Below are 8,784 nucleotides of genomic sequence, written 5' to 3'. Positions count from 1 at the left end.
ACTTTTTGGGGCATGTCCAAACCCGGCCTTTTTATTACTTTTTAATCAGTTCAATCTGAAAAATATGTGGCCATTTCTTGCCTGCCACAAAGAGTCTCTTACCTGCCTTATCGTAAGCAATACCATTAAGTACATTATTAGCCCTGGCATCTTCGCTTTTAAAGTAATCGGCAGGCAATAATCCCGATAAATCGATGCTGCATTCTACCGCGCCTGTTTGGGGGTTAATGATCAGGATATTATTGGTGGTATATACGTTGGCATATATTTTACCATCAATCAATTCGAGTTCGTTCAGGTTTTGGATAGCCCCTTTATCATCAAATACATCAATAGAGCTAATTTTTTGATAGGTATCTTTATTCAGGAAAAAAATAGTATTGGAACCATCCGTATTCAATATTTTTTCGCCGTCAAAAGCAAGCCCCCAGCCTTCTCTACCTGTGGTGTAGGCAAATTCCGATAGTTTTTTAAAGGTATTTTTATCGTACACAAAACCTACTTTCTCACGGTAGGTAAGCTGGATAATCTTATCTCCAACAACGGTAATTCCTTCTCCAAAGTATTGTTTATCCAAATCAGTTTTCTGCAGTATTTTACCCGTTGAAGGTTCTACTTTACGCAGGCTCGAATGGCCATAATCGCCAGCACTTTCGTAAAAAAAGCCATCATGATATTCCAAACCTTCTACATACGAAGCGGTATCGTGTGGTAAGGTTTTAATTACTTTGTAGGTGTATGCCACAGGCGCCTTTGCTGCCAGCACGTTGATATTGGACGTAACATCCTCTGATTTACCGGCCCCGAAAATTTTTGCGGTTAACAGGTGGTTACCCAGTTTAAGTCCTTCGGTTTTAAGCTTAACGGCTCCGGTATCTGTTTTGGCAATTACTTTTATGGTATCGATTAAGTAAACCACCGAATCTACAGGTTCTCCGCCGCCAAATTGCACCTTTACATCGATCTCCTTGCCTAAGGGCACATTAACACCAATCATGGGTGATAGAAAACTGCGGTAATTGGTACTAGCATCGTTTTTGCAGGCACTTAACACTGCACAGGTTAAACCGAGGTATATAATTTTTTTAATAGCGTTAGTCTTCAGGCCAAAATGCATCTTCAATATGGTTTAATGTATGATCTTTATTTTTGGTAAATGTAATTGCAATAATATCAAAACGGATATCATTTTGATGATTCATGATTTCTATATAGGCATTAGCGGCAAGTTCCATTTATATCTGTTTGGCTTTGTCGACAAAATCTTCAGGCTCCCCAAAAGCAACCGAGCTGCGCGATTTCACTTCTACAAAGATCATTATCCCGTCTTTATAAACATAAGATCGACTTCTGCTTTGCCATAGGTCCAGTATTCATCCAATAGCTCTTAGTCCTTGCTTTCCAGATATTGCCTGGCAATACTTTCGCCTAACCGGCCTAAATCATTATGGAGCGCCATCTTTTAATTATTGAATTGAAGGATAGAGTTTTGAATGATTGAATTTAAGCATATTGTTAACAAATACATTCTCTCTCAATTCCAAATTCAATCATTACTTCACAATAACCGAACCTAAAAATTTAGAGATCTCGCGTTCTACCCCTTTAATCACCCCATAACGTTGCATCAAAATCATCTGGTTATCAGCGTCCTTCTCTTCTTTAATTTCTTTTAAAAGACTCATCAAAATATTTTCTACTTTACGCTTTTTAAGGTGAAAAATCCCGCCCAAAATTGTTGCTTTCAGATTCATCGATTCGTCTTTAACGTAAATCAGATGTTTATTCAGCCAATTTTCGCTTAACGCATGTTCTGAACTTGATAAGGTAATGGCCAAATCGGCAATTTCGCGTTCTTTATGCGTAATAAAGTGATTGGCTGTAGGCAACCGGCCGTTATCGATCTCTGATTTATAATAATTAATAATTTTTTTGCAAAGCGGATCATCAAACTCCACATCGGCCAGGTTTTGCATAATAAACGGGCCAATATACATATCGTCTATTTTGTCCCAGTTTACAAATTCGTGCCCGTAAGCTAGTAAAAGGCGTACAATTTCATTTTCCTGATACTCTTCTTCTTTAATCGGCTCTTGTGGCTCGTAACCCATAGGGCCGGCACTATCATCCCACAAATCATCGGGTGGGCCAAGTGGCTCCGGCGGACCAGGAGAGAAAGAAGAGAATGACTGTTTTGGAGCAGCCGATTGATTGCTTCGCTGATTACTATCAAAGTTCTTTTTCAGTTTGGCCGAACGCATTTTAGTCAGCTCACCAGATAAGACCTGTTCGCTTATTTCGAGCAGACTGCTGCACTCGCGGATAAATACTGATGCCTTAATCTGATCGGGAATTTTAGCAATACTTTCAACAATATCGCGAATAATACCCGCCCGTTTTATCGGATCGTTACCAGCATCTTTAAGTAATACATTGGCTTTGTAAAGGATAAAATCTTTACGGTTTTGCTCCAAATAGGTTTTGAAAGCGCCTGCCCCAACATGGTGCATGTACGAATCAGGATCGTGCCCGTCGGGGAAAGAAACAATTTTCACGTTTAAGCCTTCTTCCAGGATCATATCCAAGCCACGCAGCGACGCCTTAATCCCTGCGGCATCGCCATCAAATAAAATGGTAATGTTTTGGGTAAAACGGCCAATGAGTTTAATCTGTTCTACAGTAAGCGAAGTACCGGATGAAGCCACCACATTTTCAATGCCAGCCTGGTGCACAGAAAGTACATCGGCATAGCCCTCGGCCAGGTAACAGTTATCTAAATCGCGGATGGCTTTTTTGGCATGAAACAAACCATAAAGCACATTCGATTTATGGTAAATTTCGCTTTCGGGCGAGTTTACATATTTCGGAACATTCTTATCTGTTTTTAACGTACGTCCACCAAAACCGATAATCCTGCCAGTAAAGTTATGGATTGGGAACATTACCCGGCCACGAAAACGGTCGTAAATTTTGCCGTTGTCGTTTTTAATGGATAAACCAGTCGATTCTAAAAACTCAAGCTTGTGCCCTGCATTTGTAGCACTTTGTGTCAGCGCATCCCAAACATCTGGGGAGTAACCCACTTCGAACTTTTTAAGGATATCTTCTCTAAAGCCCCGTTCTTTAAAATAGCTTAAACCAATCCCCCGCCCCTCTTCGGTATCCCAAAGTTGTTTCACAAAAAATGCACTGGCATATTGCGATACAATATAAAGGCTTTCCTTGGCGCTCTGTGCCTCGGCAGCCTCGGGCGAAAGCTCGGCTTCCTCTACTTCTATATTATATTTATTGGCTAAGAATTTAAGCGCTTCGGGATATGAATATTTTTCATGATCCATAATGAAGCGCACCGAATCGCCCCCTTTACCGCAGCCAAAGCATTTATAAATACCCTTGGTTACGGAAACGTGAAAGGAAGGTGTTTTTTCGCCATGAAAAGGGCAATTACCAATTAAACTTGTTCCGCGTTTTTTTAAGTGCACAAAATCCCCAACTACCTCCTCAATACGGGCGGTATCCATTATCTTATCTATCGTTTCGCGGTTTATCATATACGCCTTGAGCTTTCCTCTTCTTTAACCACAAAGATAACAGAGAAAAAACACAAAGCACACAGAGAAAATTTCTTTGTGTGCTTTGCGAAATACTTTGCGAACGCTGCGGTTAAAAAATCTATTTAACCAAAGGCAATAACTGATCGGCAACCAACTTGTTACCGGTTTCGTTCAGGTGTACCCTATCAACGGTTAAAATTCCTTTTTCTTTATCTTCAGGATTATTTTGTACTTCATAATCAGCAAAAACTTTTCTCAAATCGCACACTGGCAGATTATTTTTGGCAGCTAAGGCTCTGATTCCGGCGGCATATTTATTCAAATCTGCATCTAGCTCGTTGGTACCGTCTTTTTTCTCGCCAACAACTGATGGAGTAACCAATACAACTTTACTGCCTACACCTTGAATTTTATTAATTAAAGCCTGATAAAATTTTAAATATTTGTCGTAATCGGTGCCAGTATGAGAGGATTGTTTGTGCCACACGTCGTTAATACCTACATAAATTACCACCAGATCAGGTTTTTTATTCAATACATCATCTTCCAAACGCAGGTATAAATCGTACACTTTATTGCCGCCAATCCCTGCGCCAATAATGTCATACTTGGTAGAATCGAGCGATTTTTTGATTAAGGTTACATAACCATTTTTGGATACACCTTGCTGGGTAATAGAATCGCCAAAAAAGATGATGCGTTTGGGTTTAAATGTCATTGAGGTTAAAGCAATTAAGCAAATACTAAGTAAAACAGTGGTTCTGAACAGGGTTTTCATATGTTTTAATTCGTTAAATTATGGTTTCTTTTTTAAGTCGAGGTCCTGAAAATCAAAGCTAAAATCGGTTAATGGCGAAATGGGTTCCATTTTAATACCAACCGGATTGCCTTCATTATCGAGGCTAAAGTTTACAAAAGCATCTGCATCCAAGCTCCTGTCGTACCACTTCACAATAAAAGTGTTGCCTTTATAAAATACCATATCACCATTTAATTTGGGCGAGTTTTTGGCCTGAAAATGCATCTTACCGTTTAAGTTGCTTATGGTTACGTCACCAAACCAAACATCGTTATATACACCCAGATATTTTTTTTCGTCAGCTTTATTTACTGCATTTTTTTGGGCAGCAGCAATATCAGCCCATATTTTATCGGTTACCTTTTTAGCTTCATCCTTTTCACCTTGCTCATTTGAAGCATGTTCTTTAATCCGGTCTTTTCCGCTAATACCGAAATATCCATCTTTAATCGCTTGCGTAATGGCATAAAATGCCCCGCCCGATTGTTGATTGGTTAGCACGATAATTCCCAGTTTAAGATCAGGAATTAAAGTTACCTCGCTCACCATTCCGGCTAAGCCACCAGTATGCTCGGCAACCAGGTAGCCTTTTTCATCACTTAAAAACCAACCCAAGCCATAACCAAAGAAATGCCTGTTGTAAGATCCTTTACCAGCCGGGATAACACTATGCATGGTCCACATTTGGTTTTGGGCTTGTTTGCTAAACAAGGTTTTATCGAGCTTTTCGCCATACTTACCGCCATTTAACTGGGTAATTACCCATTTGCTCAAATCGTTTACACTGGTATTAATCCCTCCAGCGGCGTTGCTGTTTTCCGAAAAATCTTTCGGAATAGCAGTAATTTTTCCGTTCACCGGTGCATGGGCATCAATGCTGTTCGATTTATCTTTTAAACGGTTAAAGGAAGTAGCACTTCTGCTCATCCCCAATGGCTGCATAATCCGGCTTTCTACAAAGTCTTCGTAAGTTTTACCCGAAACCCGTTCAATTACTTCTCCGGCCACGATGTAAAGCAAATTATCGTAATCCCACTTGCTCCGGAAACCAGAAACAGGTTTTAAATAGCGTAAATTATGGATAATCTGTTTCTTGCTCACGGTTGAAGAATCGGGCCAGATCATTAAATCGCCTGCACCTAAACCCAAACCGCTCCGGTGTGAAAGTAAATCACGGATGTTAAATTCGGCAGTAACGTAAGGATCGTACATTTTAAACTCCGGGATAATATCGGTTACTTTGGTATCCCAGGAGAGTTTCCTTTCATCAATTAATATAGCCAATGCTGCAGTTGTAAATGCCTTCGAATTTGAAGCTATGCCAAACAGCGTATTTTCATCTACCTTTTGATTGTTTTTTAATGAGCGCACACCATAACCTTTTACATGGATTACCTGCCCATCTTTAACCACCGCAACGGCTAAACCCGGAACATTAAAAGCACTTAACGTTTTTTCAGAAATGCTGTCGATCTGTTTCGAGGTCAAAACCTGTGCATTGAGCTGACTAACAGCAAATAAAAATAAAAACAGTACCAGTTTGGCACGCGAGAGTAATTGCATGGATAGAGATTTAAATTAACCGCTTAAAGATAATAAATCTTTCAGGCGATCATTCATCCTTATTTGCCCTTTTCGATTTTGTAATCTTTATGAACAATTAAAAAACTGGCGCGTTCTTCCTTTTTGAAAGGATAGTCCCAGTTGCCCTGATAGGTAATTTTGGTCGGTAACTTATCATCCCCGAAATAACCCATTTCAATATTCATTTGCACATCAAAATCGAAAAGCATATTGCTATACTTCATGTCTACATAACGGCCAAGAATATTGAAATTACGTTTATCGAAAATGGTTACAAGCTCTTTAATCATCACACCATCTTTGGTCCAGCTGCTTAAATCGGGTTTAACTGAAACCTTAAAACGGTAAACCGGAATAGAATCGAGATAAGTACCACTGGTAAAGGCATAATCGTAATACTGGCGCATATTGGCTGTAAAAATCTCTGTTTTACTGCCAATAAAAGGGACTTTAACTGGTCGACCGGGATTAAAGATCAGCGTTTTCAATTTATCTTTATAACTTTCATTTGTACCACCTTTTCCATCTGCTGCAGGAGCATTAGGTACAAAATCAGTATTGTAGGCATTCATAAAAATGTAATCGAACATTTCTACGGTATATAACTGATACTTACCGTTTTTCTTATAAATTTTACCGGTATCCTGCTTTACCAGGTATTCCATTTTATACGGTCCGCTGTTATTGTGTTTTATTTTGCGATAAATCTTACCATCAACCTTGTTCTTTTTATCGTAACTGTAAATCCGGTTCTCGGCAATAAAACTGTAGCGTTTCATATCCCTGAACGACTGATAAAATGAGGTATCGTTTATTACCTTATTGATGAAAGTTTCGATATTCAGCTTTTCGGCCTTGATGTTTACGGTCGAATCGAGCGTAATGGTTTTAATGGTATCAGGATTAAACCGTTGGATTTCCTGGGCAAACCCAGTATAAAAAAGCGAGCTGAGTATTAGAACTAAAAATATTCTCTTCATATTTTATCATAATGGCAAAAACGATGCCTGTTTAAATGGATGATGTAATTATGTAGTTGTTCAGCTTACATCATCCATCTTACCTCTCTTCTAGTTGCCCAATTGCTTTAAAGCAATGTAGGCCATTAAGCCAGTCGAGATTTTTAGTGCATCTTCGTCGATATCGAATCGTGGTGTATGCACGGAGTACTGTGTATCTTTCGCAGCATTCCCTGTTCCTAAACGATAAAAACAGGCATCTGTTACCTGCGAGTAGAAAGAAAAATCTTCAGCAGCCATCCAGATATCCAAATCTATCACGTTTTCTTTGCCTAAGAAATCTTCTGCAAAAGCCCTCGCATTAGCCGTTAGCTTTTCTTCATTGATTAAAAAAGGATAACCTTTATGAATATCGAAATCGCAGCTTCCCCCCATGCTTTCGGCAATTCCTTCAGCCATTTTTTTCATGCGCTTGTGCGCTTCTGCTCTCCAATCTTCATCAAGCGTTCTGAATGTACCCTCAATTTTTACTTCGTTGGGAATAATATTGGTGGCGCCACTTGCGGTTACTTTACCGAAGGATAGAACCGAAGGGATACGCGGATCGGCATTACGGCTAACAATTTGCTGCAAAGCAATGATAATGTGTGACGCAATTACCACCGGATCAATATTTTGGTGTGGCTGCGCACCATGACCACCTTTTCCGGTAACAGTAACATACAATTCATCGGTTGAGGCCATGTAGATACCTGAACGAAAACCCACTTTACCAGCATCAATTAACGGCATAACATGCTGACCAACGATGTGATGTGGTTTCGGATTTTCGAGCACACCTTCTTTAATCATAATGCTTGCACCTCCGGGTAGCAACTCTTCTGCCGGTTGAAAAATCAATTTGATTGTTCCGCCAAACTCATCTTTCAGCTGGTTTAAAATACAAGCCGTCCCTAAGAGTGAAGAGGTATGCACATCGTGTCCACAGGCATGCATTACCCCCGGGTTTTTCGAGGCATAAGGCTTATCGTTGGCTTCGTGAATCGGTAAGGCATCCATATCTGCACGTAATGCAATTACCTGATCGGATGGCAGGTTACCTTTAATTAAACCCACTACACCGGTATTGGCACAATCGGTATATTCGATGCCCCATTTTTTTAATTTATCCTTAACAAATAAAGAGGTTTCAAATTCTTTAAAAGATAATTCTGGGTTGGCATGTATATGTTGACGATAGCCTACAACATCGTTAAAAATATTTGCGGCCAGTTCTTGTACTTTATTTTTGATCATCAGTTGTATTGGTATCTAAATTTGGGGCATTGATTTTTTCCCTGAAAATAAACAGCGTGGGGAAACTTGGTCTGAGTTCGTTAATTAAGCGTTGGGCTTCGAGACGGGTCCTAAAATCGCCTACACGAACATAATAATTAGGTTCTTTATAAATGAGGTAGGTATTTAATTTAGGATAAAGTCCTTTAAACCTGGCCTGTTCATTAAAAACCTCCCGCCGGTCTGATCCGTAAAAGATCTGCACCCGGTAGCCGTATGCAGAAACAATGGGCTTACCTGTTTTTACCTCGCCCGAAGTTTTATACACTTCAAGTCGTTTTGCAATTAAACTATCAATTAAGGGATCTTTGATTACGATAACCTCTCCCTTTTGTGCAAAAGATGTTTTAAATAGTAGCAAACTGAAGATTAACGTATAAAATATTTTCATGATGGTATTACATCAGGCAGACGAAAATTGTTTTAAAAACAGGAATGCCGGATTTGTTACAAAAATCGGCATTCTTTATGGGTTGTGCAAATGGTAATTATTTGGGTGATTGCACTATAAAAAAGCCAGATTCTTTTCAAAATTGGACATGCCCCAAAAAGT

The 8,784-nt window shown here is 39.5% G+C and carries 9 protein-coding genes; all 9 read right to left on the bottom strand.

What is annotated here, in order from left to right; all coding sequences use genetic code 11:
- Window positions 1-34 precede the first annotated feature (34 nt).
- A complete protein-coding gene (locus tag DBR40_RS23620; RefSeq protein WP_124562201.1) occupies window positions 35-1,117 on the bottom strand; it encodes a glutaminyl-peptide cyclotransferase in 1,083 nt (360 codons plus the stop codon).
- Window positions 1,095-1,235, bottom strand: a complete 141-nt coding sequence (locus tag DBR40_RS27065) for a hypothetical protein (RefSeq protein WP_233603973.1) — start codon at window positions 1,233-1,235, stop codon at window positions 1,095-1,097. The genes DBR40_RS23620 and DBR40_RS27065 overlap by 23 nt, the downstream gene beginning before the upstream one ends.
- A complete protein-coding gene (locus DBR40_RS27060; protein ID WP_233603974.1) occupies window positions 1,236-1,319 on the bottom strand; it encodes a YraN family protein in 84 nt (27 codons plus the stop codon).
- 234 nt (window positions 1,320-1,553) lie between these two features.
- The gene (dnaG, locus tag DBR40_RS23610; RefSeq protein WP_124562200.1) at window positions 1,554-3,551 is read right to left on the bottom strand and encodes a DNA primase; all 1,998 of its coding nucleotides are present in this window, start codon (window positions 3,549-3,551) and stop codon (window positions 1,554-1,556) included.
- A 121-nt stretch (window positions 3,552-3,672) separates the two neighbouring features.
- Window positions 3,673-4,332, bottom strand: coding sequence for an SGNH/GDSL hydrolase family protein (locus tag DBR40_RS23605; RefSeq protein ID WP_124562199.1), 660 nt, complete (start codon window positions 4,330-4,332; stop codon window positions 3,673-3,675).
- A gap of 18 nt (window positions 4,333-4,350) precedes the next feature.
- Window positions 4,351-5,916 (bottom strand): serine hydrolase, encoded by a 1,566-nt coding sequence (locus DBR40_RS23600; protein ID WP_124562198.1) that lies wholly within the window; start codon window positions 5,914-5,916, stop codon window positions 4,351-4,353.
- Window positions 5,917-5,975: 59 nt separating this feature from the next.
- Window positions 5,976-6,917 carry a hypothetical protein gene (locus DBR40_RS23595; RefSeq protein ID WP_124562197.1) on the bottom strand — a complete coding sequence of 314 codons (942 nt, stop codon included), beginning with the start codon at window positions 6,915-6,917 and terminating at the stop codon, window positions 5,976-5,978.
- A 90-nt stretch (window positions 6,918-7,007) separates the two neighbouring features.
- Window positions 7,008-8,192 (bottom strand): M20 family metallopeptidase, encoded by a 1,185-nt coding sequence (locus DBR40_RS23590; RefSeq protein ID WP_124562196.1) that lies wholly within the window; start codon window positions 8,190-8,192, stop codon window positions 7,008-7,010.
- On the bottom strand, window positions 8,179-8,622 hold the full coding sequence (locus DBR40_RS23585; protein WP_124562195.1) for an SPOR domain-containing protein: 444 nt from the start codon (window positions 8,620-8,622) through the stop codon (window positions 8,179-8,181). Before DBR40_RS23585 ends, DBR40_RS23590 begins: the two co-directional genes overlap by 14 nt.
- Window positions 8,623-8,784 lie beyond the last annotated feature (162 nt).

The organism is Pedobacter sp. KBW01, from assembly GCF_003852395.1.
In the GTDB taxonomy this organism is placed as follows: Bacteria; Bacteroidota; Bacteroidia; order Sphingobacteriales; family Sphingobacteriaceae; genus Pedobacter.
This window is presented reverse-complemented; position numbering and strand designations above follow the sequence as displayed.